Below are 20,202 nucleotides of genomic sequence, written 5' to 3'. Positions count from 1 at the left end.
TTTTACAAATATGAAAATCAAAATTCTAATTATTACGTTGTTTGTCCTGATTAGTGGAAGTATTAGTGCTCAGACTTATCAAAAAACAGATTATGGTGTGAAAACCGTGATAAATTCTGAAAACATTGACATATATTTTTATAATCCTTCCACTGTAAGAGTGTTGAAATATCCGCAAGGTAAATCCTATTCCCAAAAGAGTCTTTCCGTTATTCAGAATCCACAGAAAACATCTTTTAAATTAAAAAAAAATGGGGATGAACTTTTAATAAAGGGTGAAAAACTCGATATTTATTTAAGTCTCAAGAGTGGAAAGGTTTCTTTTGCAACTCAAAAAAGTATACTCCTTAGCGAGAAAGAAGCAGGAACTGTATTTACGGATTTTAACGATGCGGGTATAAAAACGTATTCTGTTTCCCAGTCGTTCGTATTAGATAAAGAGGAGCATATATACGGACTTGGTGTACAACAGGAAGGGAAAATGTCTAAGAGAAGCATTAAGCTTAATATGGTTCAGGGTAACACGGATGATTATGTTCCTTTCTTTGTATCAAACAAAGGATATGGATTGTTTTGGGACAATTACTCACCTACTGTTTTTGAGGATACCCCAGAAAGTACTATGTTTAAATCAGAGGTTGGCGATGCTGTGGATTATTATTTCATGCAAGGAACCAATGCAGATGGTGTAATAGCCAATATGCGAAGTCTTACAGGTGAGGTTCCTATGTTTCCGTTATGGACTTACGGTTTTTGGCAAAGCCGTGAACGTTACAAAAGCCAAGACGAACTGGTTAACGTAGTGAAAAAATTCCGTGAACTAAATGTTCCCTTGGACGGAATCATTCAGGATTGGCAATATTGGGGTAATAATTACCTTTGGAATGCCATGGAATTTCTGAATCCAGGATTTAATGACCCCCAGAAAATGGTAAATGATGTACATGGAATGAATGCCCATATGATCATATCCATCTGGAGTTCCTTTGGTCCAAATACCAAACAATTCAAGGAATTGGGTAAAATGGGAGCATTGTTTAACTTTAAAACATGGCCTGAATCGGGTTCAGAGAAATTTCCACCAAATCAGGATTATCCTTCTGGTGTAAAAGTTTATGATGCATACAACCCTGCAGCACGTAACCTATATTGGAAATACCTCAATGAAGGGGTTTTTAAACTCGGAATGGACGGTTGGTGGATGGATTCCACGGAGCCAGATCATTTGGACTTCAAACCTTCAGATTTAGATACTAAAACACACCTAGGGTCATTCCGTAAGGTTCGAAATGCGTATCCATTGATGACTGTTGGTGGGGTTTCAGACCATCAACGCTCTGTCACTTCCGATAAGCGTGTATTTATCCTAACCCGGTCTGTTTTTGCTGGTCAGCAGCGTTATGGTTCAAATACATGGACGGGAGATGTGGTAGCATCTTGGGATGCTCTGAAAAATCAAATTTCGGCTGGTTTAAATTTGTCTCTTAGTGGTATTCCGCATTGGAACAGCGATATTGGAGGTTTCTTTCTTTGGAATTTTAAAAATCCACTGGAGAATCCTGATTATCGTGAATTACATGTACGTTGGATGGAATTCGGTACTTTTTGCCCGATGATGCGTTCCCACGGAGAAGGATATCCTCGGGAGTTATACCAATTTGGAAAAAAAGGAACCCCAGTATACGATGCAATAGAAAAGTATATAAACCTGCGTTACAGTCTCTTGCCTTATATATACACCACTTCTTGGGAAGTTACTGCTAATAAATCAAGTATGACACGTGCTTTGGTCATGGATTTTGCCGAAGACAAACAGGCTTTGGACATTAACGATGAATTTATGTTTGGAAAATCAATTTTGGTTAGTCCAGTTACTCAATCCATGTATTCAAAACTTATCGACACTGTTAGAGTAGCCGATTTTAGTACCGTGAAGAGCAAAGAAGTTTATTTGCCCAAAGGTGTAGATTGGTATGACTTCTGGACAGCTGAAAAATATGTTGGAGGACAAACTGTTAAAAAAGCAGTACCGATTGATATTATACCAATGTTTGTAAAAGCAGGTTCAATACTTCCTTTTGGACCCAAAGTGCAATATGCTACAGAAAAGAAATGGGATAATTTGGAAATTCGTATATACGAAGGGGCGAATGGAGAATTCACTTTGTATGAAGATGAAAATGATAATTATAATTATGAGAAGGGTGCTTATTCAACTATAAAATTTTTATGGAACGATAAAAATAGAACTTTGACCATAGATAAACAGAAAGGGACATTTCCAGATATGCTTAAGCAACGTAAATTCAATATTGTTTTAGTAAGCAAGGACAAAGGAACAGGGACTGATTTATCCAAAAAATACGATAGAGAGGTAATTTATTTTGGAAAAAAAATAAATGTAGCACTGTAAAATTATAATAATAAATATATCAAAATGAAGAGAATTCTTTTAAACGCTGTCATTTTAGCGTTTTTATCAACAAGTATGGGTATTGCACAGTCAATCCATGTAAAGTCTCCTAACGGGAAAATTGACATGGCTTTGGAAAGTGGAGCGAAAATTTCTTGGTCCGTCAAACATGAAAATACTGAAGTTATTGCTCCTTCCACTATTTCATTAACACTTGGTAATGGGGTTGTTTTAGGAAATAACAATAAAATTATTGGCGTTAAAAAATCAAGCGTAGACAATTCTTTCGCTACACCCTTTTATAAAAAAGAAAAGGTAATAGATCAGTATAATCAGGTTATAGTCAACTATAAAGGCAATTTTGGTTTAATTTTAAGAGCTTATAATGATGGTGTAGCCTACCGTTTTTTTACAAAGAGAAAAGGGCAAATGATTATACAATCTGAAGAGGCTAATTTTAATTTTAGTGAAGATCATAAAGCTTTTATTCCTTATGTGCGAGATCTTAGAGAAAACGATATGTATGCCTCTGCTTTTGAAGTGATGTATGATGAAAAACCACTATCTAAATTTGTAAAAGATTCATTAGCAATAACTCCATTTCTTATTGATTTAGGAAATGGAAAAAAGGCGGCTATCATCGAGGCTGATCTTGAGGATTATCCGGGTATGTTTTTAACCATAAATAATCAAACAAAGCAAGAATTAAAGGGAGTATTTGCTCATTATCCAAAGGAAGAACGTTTAGGTGGGTATAACAATATGAATTATATGGTGTCGAAAAGAGAACCATATATCGCTAAAGTAGATGGAGCCCGTAATTTCCCTTGGAGAGCAGTAATTATAAGTGAGAGTGATAAAGACTTGTTGAATAATGATATGGTTCAAAAGCTTTCTACACCCTCGAGAATTGCCGATGTAAGTTGGATAAAACCAGGTAAAGTTGCTTGGGATTGGTGGAATGACTGGAATATATCAAAAGTAGATTTTAAAGCAGGTATTAATACGGAAACCTATAAATATTATATTGATTTTGCTTCCAAAAATAACATTGAGTATGTTGTGCTGGATGAAGGTTGGAGCGAAAATACCAATATGCTGAAAGTCTCACCCAGCATGAACGTAGAAGAGCTTATTAGCTATGGAAAGCAGAAAAATGTTGGTATTATTCTCTGGGCCTCATGGTATGCCATAAATCAGGTTTTAGATGATGCGTTTTCTCAATATTCAAAGATGGGGGTGAAGGGCTTTAAAATCGATTTCATAGATCGTGATGACCAAAAAATGGTGAAATCATTATATGATATTGCTAAAAAGGCCGCTTCATACAAACTTTTTATTGATTACCATGGTATGTATAAACCAACGGGTATTCAGCGAACCTATCCAAATGTTGTCAATTTTGAAGGGGTTAAAGGTTTAGAGAATGCTAAGTGGACACCAAATGATGATATGCCTTATTATGCTACTTGTATTCCTTTTATCAGAATGCTGGCCGGTCCTATGGATTACACACCGGGGGCTATGCGTAATGCAACAAAATTAGATTTTCACCTTAGTAATTCTTTACCAATGAGTCAGGGTACCAGATGTCATCAATTAGGGATGTATACTGTTTATGAAGCGCCATTACAAATGATGGCTGATAGTCCAACAGCCTATATGAAAGAACAGGAGAGTACAAATTTTATTTCTCAGATTCCAACCACTTTTGATGAGACAATTGCTCTCGACGGAAAAGTTGGAGAATATGTTGCTATCGCCAGACGAAAAGGGAAAAAATGGTTTGTAGGTGGTTTAACAAACTGGTCATCAAGAGAAATGACAATAGATTTATCTTTCCTTGACAAAGGAAACTACTCCGCCGAAATTTTTAAAGATGGGATTAACGCAAACAAAGATGCTACAGATTATGTACGTGAAATAATTAATGTAACCAATGCAGATAAGTTAACAATAAATATGGCTAATGGAGGTGGTTTTGCAATTGTTATCAGTCCTCAAAATTAGTTTAAATAAAAAAAGAAATATGGTTTTAAGCTAGATAAAAAATGAGCATAATACCGGATATATAATCTGGTAGAATTCAATTTTAGTTAAGGCTAATATTTAAAATATTCAAAAAAAATAGAAGAACATATTGTAATGAAAGAAAGAAAAATTAGCATTTTAGTAATATTATTTATCCTGTTGTCTGTTAGTGGATGGGCACAAATACCTGTTTATTTAGATGAAAGTAAACCTATAGAAGTTCGTATAAAGGATGCTTTGTCAAAGATGACATTAGAAGAAAAAGTAGCGCTTTGTCATGCGCAAAGTAAGTTCAGTATTCCTGGTGTGCCTAGTTTAGGGATTTCTGAATTATGGATGAGCGACGGTCCACACGGAATACATGAAGAGCAATTATGGAACGCTTGGGACGCCGCCAAATGGACGAATGATTCGTGTACAGCATTCCCCGCCTTAACTGCTTTGGCAGCAACATGGAGCACTTCACTTTCTGCCGAATATGGTAAGGCAATTGGTGAAGAAGCACGATATAGAGAAAAGGATGTTTTGCTGGGACCAGGGGTTAATATTTATCGTATCCCATTAAATGGGCGCAATTTTGAATATTTAGGAGAAGACCCTTACTTAGCTTCTCAAATGGTTGTTCCATATGTTAAAGAGGTGCAGAAAAATGGAGTAGCTGCCTGCGTAAAACATTTTGCTGTAAATAATCAGGAAACAAATCGTATGGATATTAATGCAATATTGAGTGATAGAGCACTGCATGAAATCTATCTTCCGGCATTTAAAGCAGCTGTTCAGGAAGGAGGTGCCTGGAGTATCATGGGAGCCTACAATAAAGTACTGGGTCAGCATGCTTGTCACAATGAATTACTGTTAAATAAAATTTTGAAAAAAGATTGGGGGTTTGACGGTGCTGTTATATCAGATTGGGGAGGAGTACATGATACAAAAGAAGCCGCATTATATGGATTAGATATTGAAATGGGATCATTTACAAATGGTTTAACTAGTGAATCTGTATTTACATATAATGATTATTTTTTGGCAAACCCTTATCTTAAAATGCTAAAAGAAGGCAGTGTTCCAATGAGTACTGTTGATGAGAAAGCAGCAAGAGTTTTACGTTTGATTTTTAGAACTTCGATGAATCGAAATAGACCTTGGGGAAGTTTTGCCAGTGACGAACATCATACTACTGCCCGTACTATTGCAGAAGAAGCTATTGTATTGTTAAAAAATAAAGCTGTAATTAAAAATGAGAAGCCTTTATTGCCGATTGATGGTAATAAATACCGAAATATTCTGGTAATAGGTGAAAATGCAACTCGTATCTTAACAGATGGTGGAGGATCTTCAACCCTTAAAGTAAAAAGATATGTTTCACCATTAGATGGTTTAAAAAGTATCTACGGTGATAAAATTACGTATGCCCAAGGATATGAAGGTGGTAAATCCTTATGGGACAGAGAGGAAGTAATTCCTGAGGCCAGAATAAAATTACTTAGAGATGAAGCTATTCAAAAGGCAAAAAAAGCTGATCTGGTTATTTTTCTAGGAGGATTGAATAAAAACTATCACCAGGATAGCGAAGGTAGTGATCGTCCGGATATGAGACTTCCGTTTGGACAAGATGAATTAATAACTTCTTTAGCAGCAGTTAATCCAAATATTGTGTTTGTTTTATTTAGCGGTAATGCAGTTGAAATGCCATGGATACAAAAAGTACCAGCCATTGTTCAAGGGTGGTATTTGGGATCTGAAGGAGGGAATGCATTAGCAAATGTTTTAAGTGGTAAAGTAAATCCAAATGGGAAACTTCCTTTTTCTTTTCCTTTAAAATTAAAAGACTGTGGAGCACTTTCATTTGATAGTTCAGTATTTCCGGGAGATGGTGTAAATGTAAATTATAAAGAAGATATTTTAGTAGGATACCGTTGGTTTGATACTAAAAATATTCCAGTTCTTTTTCCATTCGGATATGGCTTGAGTTATACCACATTTCAATATGGAAAACCTACAGTTTCTTCAAAATCAATTACAACAGCTGATTCATTAGTGGTGACAATTCCTGTAAAAAACACAGGTAAAGTTGCCGGAAAGGAAATTGTTCAATTGTATGTTAATGATGAAAAATCAAGTTTACCACGCCCATTAAAAGAATTAAAAGGTTTTGAAAAAGTTTCATTAGAACCTGGAGAGGAAAAAATGGTGAGCTTTACTTTAACAAAAGAGGCTCTTTCTTACTATGATGATAAAAAAAATACATGGATTGCTGAACCCGGTAAATTCAAAATTATGATTGGAGCTTCGGCTACTGATATCAAGGGTACAGTAGATTTTGTTTTGAAATAAGGCATTATAATGAATTTTAATTTGATATGAAATGAGTATATCCGAATAATTGGGGATAAACACCAAAGACGATATGCAAATTATCTATCACTGACAAAAAATAATCAATATCAATATATGAAAAAAATATTTTTTCTTTTAACTTGTTTTTTAAGTTTCTATAGCAATTCAAATGCTCAGGGGTATAAGAACCCTGTTATTTCTGGTTTTCATCCGGATCCAAGTGTGTGCAGAGTAGGGGATGATTATTATTTAGTAACCAGTAGTTTTGAATATTTTCCAGGGGTTCCCGTCTTTCATAGTAAAGACTTAATTAACTGGACAAAAATCGGTCATTGTTTGACTCGTCCATCCCAACTTAAATTAGATAAATGTGCCCCTTCTGCGGGTATCTATGCGCCAACTATCCGTTATAATGAAGGTCGTTTTTATATGGTTACTACTAATGTATCCGGTGGGGGTAATTTTTATGTATATACGGATAATCCTGCCGGTGAATGGTCTGAACCTGTTTATGTAGAGCAGGGAGGTATTGACCCTACTTTGTATTTTGAAGATGGCAAATGTTACTTTGTGTCAAATTCTAATGGCATTATGATATGTGAAATAGATATTAAAACAGGAAAAAAACTTACCGAAGGAAGAAGTGTATGGAATGGTACTGGAGGGCGTTATCCCGAATCGCCGCATATTTATAAAAAAGACGGATGGTATTATTTACTGATTTCTGAAGGAGGTACCGAATATGGACATAAAATGACGATTGCGCGCAGCAAATCTATTTACGGGCCTTATGAGTCGAACCCATCTAATCCGATCTTTACCCATATAAATGAAATTTCTCAATATAACCCAATTCAAGGGACTGGTCATGGCGATTTTGTTCAGGCTCATGATGGCTCTTGGTGGATAATATTCTTGGGATTTCGTCCACAAAGCTTACTACATCACGTAATAGGACGTGAAACATTTTTAGCTCCGGTAAGATGGGATACTAATGCCTGGCCTGTAATAAATGGTAATGGTACAGTTAATATTGATATGAATGTACCTACTTTACCGTTAAAACCTGTAAAGCAACATGACCTCTCTACCGATTTTAATGAAGCGAAGTTAGGTGTCGATTGGAACTATCTTCGAAACCCATTTATGAAAAATTATTCGCTAACGGAAAAGAAAGGTTCATTAAGGTTGAAAGCAAGTCCAGTTTCTTTGGACGATAATGATTCCCCTACTTTTGTGGGACGCAGACAGGAGCATATTGATTTTTTAGCTACTACTGTGTTGACGTTAAATGACGCAAAGGAAGGTGACCAAGCGGGAATGACAGTGTTCTACTCAAGTCAAGCACATTATGACCTCTTTTTAAAGAAATCAGAAAAAGGCAAACGTAAATTAGTAGTACGTTATAAAATGGGGGTGTTGAATCACATCGCATACGAAATGGAAATCCCCGGTGATAAAATTTATTTGAAAGTTAAAGGAGATAAGGACTTTTACTCGTTCTATTATTCCTTGGATGGTAAGAAATTTAATTTTTTAAGCAAGATAAACGTATGGTATCTGAGTTCTGAAACCAATGGCGGTTTCACTGGAGTTTATATTGGATTATATACCACATCCCAAAGTAAAAACACTAAAACTTATGCCGATTTTGATAATTTTATATACAAACCTGAAAATATAGATTGATGTAGGTTGAGTAGTATTTTACCTATAGGTTGAGATTAATTAAAACAATTAAAAACATAATGAAATGAGCATAACGGAAATGCGATGCAAACACCGATGAAGATATATGCGAATTACGTATGACAGATAAAAACCAAATAAACAGCTACATATGAATAAAAAAAGAGAGAAAATAGTGTTTAAAAAAGAGGTTTTGGCTATTCTAATCATTCTTTTTTGTAATTATTTACAGGCTCAAACAGCAATGGTCAATGTTCAATCTAGACACTTAAAGAGTTTGAATGGGAAATGGAATGTGTTACTAGATCCTGGGAATATTGGCGGTTGGAAAAAATTTTGGATAGAACCAAAGCCTCAGAAAAAGACTGATTTCTTTGAATATTCTTTTAATGGTGCTCCAGAATTAAATGTGCCAGGAGATTTTAATTCGCAGCTATGTGAGCTCACATTTTATGAAGGTGCTGTTTGGTACAAAAAAGTGTTTACTGTTTCCCAAAAGAAAGATTCAAGACAGTTTCTGCATTTTGGAGCAGTCAATTATATGGCAGATGTGTATTTGAATGAAGAAAAATTGGGAAGCCATGAAGGAGGTTTCACTCCGTTTCAATTTGAAATTACGGATAAAATAAAAGAAGGCGCTAATACATTAATTGTAAAAGTAGATAACCACCGTTTAGAGAATGGAATTCCTGGTTATGGTTATGACTGGTTGAATTATGGGGGGATTACACGCGATGTAAATATTATTGAAACCCGAAATACTTATATTGATGACTATTCTATTCAGTTAAAAAAAGGCAGTTTGAATAATGTACTTGGCTGGATTCAGCTAAATGGAGAGAAATCGGAACAAAAAATTAAAGTAAAAATACCTGAACTAAATATCGTTTATAAAACTAGAACAGATGATAAAGGTTTTGCAAAGGTTGAATTTTCTTCTCATTTTAAGTTATGGTCACCTGAAAGTCCTAAACTTTACAAAGTGATTGTTGAAAGTGAAACCGATTCTATCGTTGATGAAATTGGTTTCAGGAGTATTGAAACTAAAGGAAGTGAAGTCTTACTGAATAAAAAACCTATTTTTATTAAAGCTGTAAATATTCATGAAGAGAATCCATTGAAAAAATCCAGAGCGTATTCATTGGAAGATGCCAGGTTATTGTTAAATTCCGCCAAAGAATTAGGATGTAATCTTGTTAGGCTGGCACACTATCCACACAATGAAAACATGATTAAGGAAGCTGAAAAAATGGGATTAATGATATGGAATGAACTTCCAATATATCAGCACATTCAATTTTCGGATAGTCTCGTTCCTAAAAAAATGGAGACGATGTTGAAAGAAATGATTCGCAGAGATAAAAACCGTTGTGGGGTTGTTATCTGGAGTCTTTCGAACGAAACGTATTCGACAACTCCAAACAGGAATAAAGCACTTATTGACTTGACCGGAAAATGCAAAGCAATAGATTCTACCAGATTAGTAACCCATGTTATAAATACACAAGGCTATAATAATAATTCATTTAATGTAACAGATACGTTATATAACTATTCCGATTTAATTGCTATTAATGAATACATAGGTTGGTATATTCCTTGGCAAGGTAAACCTTCGGAAGTGAAATGGAAAATAGATTTCCCAAACAAACCTGTATTTATTTCTGAATTCGGAGGAGAGTCTTTATATGGAAACAAAAATGTCCCAACCGACGAAGCTGCTTATTGGTCAGAAGAATATCAGGAACAGATTTATAAGGATCAAATAGAAATGTTTAATACCATTCCTAATTTAATAGGCGTTTGTCCATGGTTATTATATGATTACAGATCATTAGGTAGAATGCATCCAGTTTATCAAAAAGGATATAATAGAAAAGGATTAATTTCCGATGGTGGAGAAAAAAAGAAAGCTTGGTATATTATGAACGAATATTATAAAGGAAAATGAAAAAAACAACGCTATTATTTTTACTTCTATTGAGTTCGACAATTAGTTTTTGTCAAAGCTTTTCAGAGGTATGGGTATCAGATTCTCTTTTTCTTAAACCAGAATCGGCAGTTTTTGACTCTTCAAAACGAATTGTTTATATATCAAATATTAACGGTGAATACCTTGCAAAGGATGGAAATGGGTTTATTTCTAAAATCAAAACGAATGGTGAAATAGATTCCTTAAAATGGGTTGAAGGCTTGGATAATCCACAAGGTTTGGGGTTGTATAAAAACAAATTGTATGTAGCAGACATTAACAGGGTTGTCCAGATTAATACAAATACTGCTAAAATTGAGAAAGTTTTTGCGGTTGAAGGTGCAAAATTCTTTAACGATATTGCAACTGATTCAAACGGCGATGTTTACATTTCTGACTGTTTTGGTAATAAAATTTATAAAATAGCAAACGGAAAAATAGAGGTATGGCTCGATTCTAATTTTCTTTCAAATCCGAATGGTTTGTTATGTACGAAAGAGGATCTTTTAATACTGAATATGAAAAATAAAACCGCTTATGCGATAAATAAATTGACTAAGAAGTATTATTTAATCTTTAGCGGAATTGATAATTTGGATGGTATTGTTAGCGACGGTAGAAACGGATATTTCGTGTCCGGAGCATGGCAAGGGCAGCTATTTCATATCGATTCAAAGGGAAATAAAAAGCTAATCATTGATTTAGGAAAAGAAAAAATAATTACGGCTGATATTGAATATATTAGTAAAGAAAAATTGTTGGTAATACCAACTTTGGATAAAACAGTAATTGGATATAAATGGACGAAATAATATCCAATTGGTATGTAATTGAAATATATTTTAAGAACTATAACAACAAGCAATTAAATTAAATAAAATGAAAAGTGTGTTGAAATTAAAAAGAGTTGGAATATTAATGTTTTTTATGCTTATGGTTTTTGGGAATTCATTTTCCCAAAGCAAGGTAATTGAACTTTGGAACGGAAAAGTTCCTGGTGCAATTCACAATGATGAATTCAAGCAGATCGTAGATTCAACTGCAAGTTGGGTTGATAAGAAATCCATCACCGATCCTAGTCTTGATATGTATCCTGCGCCTAAAGAAAAGGCAAACGGTACGGCAGTCATTATTTGTCCAGGTGGAGCCTATTGGGGAATGGCTGTCAAACATGAGGGATCGCAAGTAGCCAAATGGTTGAATAGTTTAGGTGTGACCGCCTTTGTACTAAAATACCGTTTGCCTGATGATAGCATTATGAAGAATAAAACCATTGGTCCCATGCAGGATGGACAAAGAGCCATTCGTATAGTTCGCAGCCATGCGAAAGAATGGGGTATCAATCCACAAAAAATTGGAATCATGGGATTCTCGGCGGGAGGACATCTGGCATCTACCCTTTCAACTCATTATAGTGAGAAAGTGTATGAATCGGATGATTTGACCAGTGCCAGACCCGATTTTTCATTGTTGATTTATCCAGTTATTTCGATGGAGGTAGGCATTACCCATTGGGGGTCTCGGGTAAATTTACTCGGTGATTCACCGTCTTCTGAGTTGGTAAAGCATTATTCTAACGAGTTGCAGGTAAATAGTGAAACACCACCAGCTTTTATGGTACATTCTTTGGATGATGGTGCGGTTCCAGTGCAAAATAGTATAAACTATGCATTAGCCATGCATAAGTTTAATATCCCTTGTGAACTTCACCTTTACCAAACAGGAGGACACGGTTATGGTATGGGCAAATCGACAAATACGGAATCAACTTGGCCTGAAGCCTGCCGAAAATGGCTTGAAACGAGAGGTTTGTTGATGAGGAATTAATTAATGAGAGTATCTTCGAATAGGGAATAATGTATTTTATAAATAAATTGGATGTTATGAATTTCAAGAATAAGTTATTTATGTTAATAGGAGCTATGATGATAACTACCAGTACTTTTAGTCAAAGCAAAATTATTGAAGTATGGAAAGGGAAAGTGCCTGGTTCAATTAAAAACCCCAATTATAAGCAAATCGTTGATTCTACGTATTACATAAAACTAAGGAATATTTCCAAGCCAACTATAGAAGTTTATCATGCTCCTGCTGACAATAATTCAGGAACAGCTGTGGTAGTATGTCCTGGAGGTGGTTATTATGGGGTTTCTTTTATAAGTGAAGGTGTCGAAGTAGCAAAATGGTTAAATGAGTTGGGGATTACGGCTGTTGTTTTACATTATCGTTTGCCCAACGATATAATTATGAAAGACAAATCCATAGGGCCTTTGCAGGACGGACAAGAAGCAATTCGTATTGTACGCCGTAACGCAAAGAAATGGGGTATTGATCCGCACAAAATCGGAATCATGGGCTTTTCAGCAGGAGGTCACCTTGCAGCCACAGTTTCGACCCATTTTAATGAAAAAGTGTATAAGCCAATAGACTCTACCAGTGCTCGTCCAGACTTTTCTTTATTAATTTATCCCGTTATCTCCATGGATTCTACGATTACTCATGTGGGATCACGCGAGAACTTGCTAGGAAAACATCCTTCACAGGAAATGGTGAAACATTTTTCGAACGAGTTACAAGTTACGACCCAAACGCCTCCCACATTTATGGTACACTCAATGGATGATGGTATCGTTCCAGTAGAAAACAGTATTGATTACGCATTAGCTTTGAAGAAAAAAAATATTCCGTGCGAACTTCACATTTATGAAAAAGGCGGTCACGGCTATGGATTGAGGTACTCAAAAAATACCGAATCCACATGGACAGAGACCTGCCGAAAGTGGCTTGAAACTAACAGTTTTCTACCTTATACCACCCAAGGAGGACGGGACAGAAAGATTAAATTAGAAGCTGACGATAAACCTGCTTTTGATAATCCTCCAACTGGTTTCAGAGATAAGCGCGACGATATAGCACACGGCACCATTACAACTGTTCAATATGATTCCAAAACACTCGGTACGCATCGTGAAATGATGGTTTATACGCCTCCCGACTATTCCCCCAGTAAAAAGTACCCAGTGATTTACTTACTGCATGGACTTAATTCTAGTAGCGGTCAATGGCCTTACTGGGTTCATGCCGATTACGTCATCGATAACCTGTTAAATGATGGTAAGATCGAGCCAATGATTATGGTTTTTCCTAATTGTAATACAAACATGACTGTAGAAAATCCCAAACCTGATGAAGAAGAGGAACGAAAAGGGGGATATAAAGGTTATGGTACGTCTTTCGAAAACGATTTGCTTAAAGATATCATTCCGTATATCGAGTCTCATTATTCGGTTTATACCGACCGCGAACATCGCGCACTCGCAGGGTTGTCTATGGGTGGTGGTCAATCTTTGAACATTGGTCTTTCCCATATCAATACGTTTGCCTATGTAGGTGGATTTTCATCAGCTCCGAATACGAATCAATTTGGAGGACTTTCTGATATTAAGCTTTTACCTGATTTGGTGGCAGCAAAAAAGAAACTTAAAATGTTATGGATTGCCTGTGGTAATAAGGATGGTCTATTTAGTATTAGCCAACGAGTACATCAATATTTCAAAGAACAAGGAGTCTCTCATATATGGCACGTGGATGATAATGGTCACGATGACACCGAATGGGCGAACAATCTGTATCTATTTGTACAGCACATTTTTAAATAATAAAAGTACATGGCAACAACAAACTCTTCCCGTAGGGATTTTATAAAGCTCATGTCGGTAGCTGGCGTTGCTGTAACGGGATTATCCACTGCATGTTCAAATATGAAGTTAATAGCTAAAAGACCAGATAAAGAAAAGCTACGTTTTTTATTTCAAGGAGATTCTATTACTGATGGTAATAGGGGACGAAATGAAGATCCAAACCATATTTTGGGACATGGTTATTGTTTTGCCGTTTCCAGTAGGATTGGTGCCGATTTTCCACAGTACGGTTTTCAATTCATAAACAGAGGTATCAGTGGCAATTCGGTAAGTGATCTTGAAAAAAGATGGCAAACGGACACATTGGATTTGAAACCGGATGTATTAAGCTTATTAGTTGGTATTAATGATGTGAACGCAATAATTGAGGATAAAGAAGATGCACTGGATGTAAAAGCATTCGAAGCAACTTACCGTAAGTTGCTCACTTTATGTAGGGAACAAAACCCAGATATTTTAATTGTATTGGGATTGCCCTTCTTTTTTGCTTCTGGATGGCGTAAAGACCAGTACCCAAAGTGGCATCCATTGACAGTCGAAAGAGCCGCTATTGTAAGGCAGATTGCCGCCGATTTTAATGCTGTTTTGGTTGATTATCCCAAGGTTTTTGAAGAAGCTCAGCAAAGAACTTCAATCGATTATTGGATTTGGGATGGTGTGCACCCAACAGCATTTGGTCATGAATTGATGGCTCGTGAATGGATCAAACAACTTAGTAAACGTTTGAATTTTTTATAGGTATATACTGAATAAAATGAATAAAAGCTCAAAAATTAATTGCATAGTAGCCCTTTTTGACATGGGGAAACAGCCAAAACAAAACTAGATAATTAAAATAAGCATAATGAAGAACAGCTATAATCAGATTAAAATTTGGAAAACCATATTCATAATTGTAACAATGGTTTCCGGATGGAATGCACAATCACAAAATGCCAACAGATTTTTCCCGGAAAAAGACCTCATAACCACAGGTATCTATTACTATCCCGAACACTGGAACGAAAACCAATGGGAACGTGATATTAAAAACATAGCGGATATGGGATATGAGTTTGTACATCTCGCTGAGTTTGCATGGTATAAAATGGAACCTGTTGAAGGTACATTCGATTTCACTTGGTTGGATAAAGTCGTGAATCTTTGTGTGAAAAATAACTTGAAAATAGTCATGTGTACGCCTTCGGCAACCACACCAACATGGATGCGTGTTAACTATCCTGAAACGTTTATTATGGACGGTCATTATATTCGTGCAGAGAATGGTACTCGAGGATTAGGGTCTACCGTTAATTCTAAATATCGCATGTTTGTTGGGAGGATTGTTGCTGAAATAGCAAAACGTTATGGACAGAATAAGCATGTGGTAGGATGGCAAATTGATAATGAACCGCCTGCAATTGCCGATTATAGCCCTTCATCGCAGGAAGCGTTCAGAAAATGGCTAAAAAATAAATACCAAACCATAGAAGGGTTGAATTCCGCTTGGGGAGCTGCTTTTTGGAGTCAATGGTTCAATAGTTTCGATGAGGTTGTGATACCTAATACCAACTTAGTAGGTTGGTGGGGCAACAACCCCCATGCTTTACTTGATTTTAAACGGTATTCAGCAGATTGTCAGGCAGATTTTCTTGATTTACAAGCAGGGATTTTAAGAGAGCATATTTTGGATAATCAATATATAACAACCAATTATACAGCGATATGTACCACTTCTGATTCAAGAAGAACCAACAAACTTGATTTTGCTGCTTATACGGCCTATCCTAATGGAGGGAGTAACAATATTGGCGAACAGGGTTTCAGGTTAGGGGACGGTAAGGCCATTCTTTTTGCTTCAGAATATTATAAATCGGTTGGGGGTGTTTCAGGAGTTATGGAAATTCAACCAGGGCCGGTTAATTGGGGAAGTTATAACCCTTTACTATTACCGGGTACGGTGCGTATGTGGCTGTACCACACCTTTGCGGCAGGTGGTAAATTAGCATGCTCGTATAGGTTTCGCCAAATTAATTATAGCTCGGAGCAATATCATGCTGGTATTATGAAACCAGATGGGGTGACACCTTCCCCTGGAGGAAAAGAATATATGCAGTTTATGGAGGATATTAAATCACTCCGAAAACAATATAAACCAAATAATAAGCTACCTGAAAAATTGGCAGTACGATCGACAGCTATTCTTTGGAATCTTGAGAATTATTGGGCTATTGATAGGCAAAAATTAACCCATCAATGGGATGCATGGGGTTATCCAGTAAAATTTTTAGAATTAGCCAAGTCTCTTGGAGCGCCTTCAGAAGTGATTTCAGAGAAAACAGATTTCTCAAAATATAAATTTTTGATTGTGCCTGCTTATGATTTGGCAGATTCAGCATTGGTTAAAAAATGGAAAAATTATGTAACTAATGGCGGGCATTTGATTTTAACGTGCCGTACAGCAACACGAAATCGTGATGCACATATCTGGGAAGGCGAATGGGCTGCACCATTATCTGATCTTATTGGTGCACATGTTGAGTCAACCGATATGCTTTCATCTTATAAAAATGGAGACATTTTAATGAATTCTACCAATTACAATTGGAATAACTGGGCCGATTTGCTAGCGCCTGAAAAAGGAACAGAAGTACTTGCAACCTACAACAATCAGTTTTATAAAGGAAAAGCAGCTGTTGTAAGACATAAAATTGGTAAGGGTACTGTAACCTATATTGGTGTAGATACTGATGATTCAAGATTGGAGAAAGATATTTTAAAGGCCATTTATAAAAAAGCTGGAGCTACTACGGAAGATTATCCAGAAGGAGTTTACGTCTATTGGCGTGATGGATTTAACTTCGCCGTGAATTATTCATCTGAAGCATACACTATGAACATTCCCGAAACTGCAAAAATCCTTGTTGGTGAAAAAACAATAAAACCTGCAGGAGTCGTAGTTTGGACTGAATTATAATAAAAATAATAACCATTACATATTTATAAATGATAATAAAAATCAAATCATTAGTTTTTGTTGCCGGGCTTTTTATGAGCTTAAATGTCGTTGCTCAATTGCCAACCGCTACCAAATTGGCGAAGCGTATGCATGTTGGGGTAAACTTAGGAAATACATTTGAGGCCATTTGTGATGAAGATGCATGGGGAGGGGGGAAAACCTCGCAGAGATTGATTGATTCAGTTAAGGCAGCTGGATTTAATACCATAAGAATACCAACGGCATGGTTTTGCCATTCGGATACCATTACAAGCACCATCAATCCTAAATGGATAGCTCGTGTAAAAGAAGGCGTCGATTATTGAGTGAACTACTCCAAGGAACTTATTCAATTGAGATACAGGTGAAATAATGGATAAAGGAGTTCTTAAAACTATGATGGAATGAGCTGAGGAATCAGAAGTAAAGTCTCTTTCAAAAAAAACAATAAATGCCTTTGTATAAAATTTGGTTTCAAACCCACTAACTAACAACCACAAACAATTAGTATTTGCCAATCATAAAATATTGATATTCAATAAAATTTAAATAATAATTCAAAAATAATGAAAATTAATAGACTAATAATTTTAGCTGTCTTGTTCCCATTTAGTGTAATGGCTCAGGAAAATCCTCAGGTGATTGTTAATACAGACCAAGAACCTGTCGCTTTAGGAAAATTCAGTCCAACATGGGAATCTCTTCAGCAATATGAAGTACCCGAATGGTATAGTAATGCCAAGTTTGGGATTTGGGCACATTGGGGACCACAGTGCCAACCCGAGCAAGGCGACTGGTATGGCAGGTTTATGTATGATGAAGGAAGTGAACAAAATAAGTGGCATGTTGAAAATTATGGACATCCATCTAAAGTGGGCTTTAAAGACGTTATTAATGACTGGAAAGCTGAGAATTGGAATCCGGAAAAATTAGTAGCCCTTTACAAAAAAGTAGGTGCCCAGTATTTCTTTGCTATGGCAAACCATCATGATAACTTGGATTTATGGGATAGCAAATACCAAGAATGGAACTCGGTTCGTGTTGGTCCAAAAAAAGATATTGTAACCGGTTGGGCAGAAGCCGCCAAAAAATATGATCTCCCCTTTGGGATAAGTGTACATGCAACTCATGCATGGACTTGGTTTGAAACTTCACAACGTTCAGATAGAAAAGGCGAGTTTGCAGGGATTCCTTATGATGGAAAACTGACTAAAGAAGACGGTAAAGGGACTTGGTGGGAAGGCTTAGACCCACAAAAACTTTATGCCCAAAACCATCCTCTTAGTGAAGGGAGTGAAGATGATATTAAAGCCTTATGGGGACAGTGGCATTGGGAAAATGGAGCATCTGTTCCAGATCAGGAATACTGCGATAGATTTTACAACCGTACCATGGAGCTGATTAACAAATACAACCCAGACTTGCTTTATTTTGATGATACAGCGCTTCCTCTTTATCCAATGAGCGATGCAGGGCTTAAGATTGCCGCACATTATTATAACCACAACATGGCTACTCACGATGGTAAACTTAAAGCTGTTTTGTTTGGAAAAGTGCTGACAGAAGAACAGAAGCAATGTATGGTTTGGGATGTAGAGCGTGGTGCGCCTGATAAAGCACAACCCGATGCATGGCAAACATGTACTTGTATTGGTGATTGGCATTATAAAAGATCTATATATGATAAGAATGGTTATAAATCGGCGAAAACAGTTGTTCATATGCTTATTGATATTGTGAGTAAAAATGGAAATTTACTTTTAAATATACCAGTTCGTGGAGATGGTTCCATAGATAGTAAAGAAGTTGAGATTCTGGAAGACATTGCTGCCTGGATGAATGTGAACAAAGAAAGTATTTTTGATACACGGCCGTGGAAGATTTATGGAGAGGGACCTGCTACGGATTCTATAAACCCTCTTAATAGTGCGGGATTCAATGAAGGGAAAGTGAAATTATCAGAAAAAGATATCCGCTTTAATCAGAAAGGTAACATTCTTTATGCTACGGTGCTTGGCGTTCCTACCCAAGACATCATTATAAAATCATTGGGTAAAGATGCTAATTCTGCAAAAATCAAAAATATAGAAATACTTGGAAGTAAGAAAAAACTCAAATGGAAACAATATTCAAACTCACTGACAATTAAAAAGCCCAAGTCGTTTCCTAATGAAATTGCAGTGGTGTTTAAGATTGAGGTAAACTAGTATTTATAGATTGAGCTAGTGTTAAACAATAATGTTTGAAGGTGTTTAAGTTTTTATACATTTTACAGACATAAACAATAACTTATATGAGTAGTATAGAACCTGAATTTATACTATCTGCCAATGGTATCGCTATGGCCTTGTATAAGGAATCAATGGAAACTCTTATGGCATCGAGTTAGCATGATTTTATGGTGTTTAGGTGTCCCTGTCGAGATGCTATTTTGGAAGATTTGGAGGAATGGGAGGAATCCATCTCCATAGATGAATCTACATATAGATCATTACATGGTAATCTTTGTATTAAATTAAATACCCTCTAATCTCGATTCGCTTTAAAACAAGTTGTCTTTATAAGGTAATTAAATGAAATAGTTATATAATAATCAAAAAAACAGACAAGTTTTATAAAGTTTGAAATTAAGGAAAGAAACCGATATTATTTTCCTTTGATATACTTGGTTTATTTGGAGCGTCTTTTTCAGGCGCTTTTTTATTTTAAATAAATTCCGAATGAAATGAAAATTGTATGAATTTGATTCAGCTTGGTTTTTAATTTTATTTATATTTGTGTAATATAAAGTAAGTTTAATCAAAGCAAAAGTTACCTATTCGGTTACCTGTTTTGAAAAAAAATAAAGTAACTTCCTGAATGTCAATTGGATGTGTAAAACTCATTAGTTCTGTCATCCCGACAAAATAGGGTATCAATCTTATTCAAAAACCTGTTAATCATACGATTAATAGGTTTTTATGTTTTTAAGAATATTAAAAGAACACAAACAATCCTGTTAAAAAAGGCAACAAATCGGATAACAAAAATAATTTTGGAATCGTGTTGACCGAATTGTTAAAATTCATCGGATGGTTGGAAT

The 20,202-nt window shown here is 35.9% G+C and carries 12 protein-coding genes; all 12 read left to right on the top strand.

All coding sequences use genetic code 11. The annotated features are described in order from the left end of the window. Positions 1-10 precede the first annotated feature (10 nt). The 12 genes from ACGLWY_RS18525 to ACGLWY_RS18470 all read left to right on the top strand — a co-directional run bounded on the left by ACGLWY_RS18525 (position 11) and on the right by ACGLWY_RS18470 (position 19,327). Positions 11-2,413 (top strand): TIM-barrel domain-containing protein, encoded by a 2,403-nt coding sequence (locus tag ACGLWY_RS18525; RefSeq protein ID WP_396621169.1) that lies wholly within the window; start codon positions 11-13, stop codon positions 2,411-2,413. Positions 2,414-2,437: 24 nt separating this feature from the next. Next, positions 2,438-4,423, top strand: coding sequence for a glycoside hydrolase family 97 protein (locus ACGLWY_RS18520; protein ID WP_396621168.1), 1,986 nt, complete (start codon positions 2,438-2,440; stop codon positions 4,421-4,423). A gap of 135 nt (positions 4,424-4,558) precedes the next feature. Continuing rightward, positions 4,559-6,778: a glycoside hydrolase family 3 C-terminal domain-containing protein gene (locus tag ACGLWY_RS18515; RefSeq protein WP_396621167.1), complete on the top strand. Its 2,220-nt coding sequence runs from the start codon at positions 4,559-4,561 to the stop codon at positions 6,776-6,778. Between the two features lie 117 nt (positions 6,779-6,895). After that, positions 6,896-8,470 carry a glycoside hydrolase family 43 protein gene (locus ACGLWY_RS18510; RefSeq protein WP_396621166.1) on the top strand — a complete coding sequence of 525 codons (1,575 nt, stop codon included), beginning with the start codon at positions 6,896-6,898 and terminating at the stop codon, positions 8,468-8,470. A gap of 151 nt (positions 8,471-8,621) precedes the next feature. Further along, the gene (locus ACGLWY_RS18505) at positions 8,622-10,421 is read left to right on the top strand and encodes a glycoside hydrolase family 2 protein (protein ID WP_396621165.1); all 1,800 of its coding nucleotides are present in this window, start codon (positions 8,622-8,624) and stop codon (positions 10,419-10,421) included. Beyond that, positions 10,418-11,254 (top strand): SMP-30/gluconolactonase/LRE family protein, encoded by an 837-nt coding sequence (locus ACGLWY_RS18500; protein WP_396621164.1) that lies wholly within the window; start codon positions 10,418-10,420, stop codon positions 11,252-11,254. Before ACGLWY_RS18505 ends, ACGLWY_RS18500 begins: the two co-directional genes overlap by 4 nt. Positions 11,255-11,321: 67 nt before the next feature. Further along, the gene (locus tag ACGLWY_RS18495; RefSeq protein ID WP_396621163.1) at positions 11,322-12,269 is read left to right on the top strand and encodes an alpha/beta hydrolase; all 948 of its coding nucleotides are present in this window, start codon (positions 11,322-11,324) and stop codon (positions 12,267-12,269) included. Positions 12,270-12,325: 56 nt separating this feature from the next. Continuing rightward, on the top strand, positions 12,326-14,101 hold the full coding sequence (locus ACGLWY_RS18490; RefSeq protein ID WP_396621162.1) for an alpha/beta hydrolase-fold protein: 1,776 nt from the start codon (positions 12,326-12,328) through the stop codon (positions 14,099-14,101). Positions 14,102-14,110: 9 nt separating this feature from the next. After that, positions 14,111-14,881 (top strand): SGNH/GDSL hydrolase family protein, encoded by a 771-nt coding sequence (locus ACGLWY_RS18485; RefSeq protein ID WP_396621161.1) that lies wholly within the window; start codon positions 14,111-14,113, stop codon positions 14,879-14,881. Between the two features lie 106 nt (positions 14,882-14,987). Beyond that, positions 14,988-17,099: a beta-galactosidase gene (locus ACGLWY_RS18480; protein WP_396621160.1), complete on the top strand. Its 2,112-nt coding sequence runs from the start codon at positions 14,988-14,990 to the stop codon at positions 17,097-17,099. Between the two features lie 29 nt (positions 17,100-17,128). Beyond that, positions 17,129-17,446 carry a cellulase family glycosylhydrolase gene (locus tag ACGLWY_RS18475; RefSeq protein ID WP_396621159.1) on the top strand — a complete coding sequence of 106 codons (318 nt, stop codon included), beginning with the start codon at positions 17,129-17,131 and terminating at the stop codon, positions 17,444-17,446. A gap of 240 nt (positions 17,447-17,686) precedes the next feature. Next, positions 17,687-19,327: an alpha-L-fucosidase gene (locus ACGLWY_RS18470; RefSeq protein ID WP_396621158.1), complete on the top strand. Its 1,641-nt coding sequence runs from the start codon at positions 17,687-17,689 to the stop codon at positions 19,325-19,327. Positions 19,328-20,202 lie beyond the last annotated feature (875 nt).

It is taken from the genome of Mariniflexile sp. HMF6888 (genome assembly GCF_044335535.1).
Lineage (GTDB): Bacteria > Bacteroidota > Bacteroidia > Flavobacteriales > Flavobacteriaceae > Mariniflexile.
Note: the sequence above shows the minus strand (reverse complement) of the source record. Positions and strands in the feature narration are given on the sequence as shown.